The following is a 251-nucleotide window of genomic DNA, read 5'->3' as shown; positions in this document are numbered from 1 at the left end:
GATTTAGGTGCGCCAACAATGAAGACTAGTTTTGATTCGTTAGACCAAAAGGTTATTGAATATAAAGATAGTCAATTCGATGCAAATGGTGAATTTCTATATGACTTTAACATTCAGTTAAATGATCCTGAAACGGAACAAGCAAGTCAGCTAGGTTTACCAGTCAATCAATCAAGTAATTCAGTTGTTTCGTTTTATAACAGTCCATTTCCTGCGAATCCAATTAAAACAGATGAGAACGGAAATTACTC

1 protein-coding gene is annotated in these 251 nt (G+C 34.3%); it reads left to right on the top strand.

Features of this window, described 5'->3' with window-relative positions; all coding sequences use genetic code 11:
- On the top strand, positions 1-251 hold a 251-nt coding region (locus GJQ66_RS14355; RefSeq protein WP_196215942.1), incomplete at both ends, for a hypothetical protein.

The organism is Microbacterium sp. ZXX196, from assembly GCF_009709595.1.
Lineage (GTDB): Bacteria > Actinomycetota > Actinomycetes > Actinomycetales > Microbacteriaceae > Microbacterium > Microbacterium excoecariae.
This window is presented reverse-complemented; position numbering and strand designations above follow the sequence as displayed.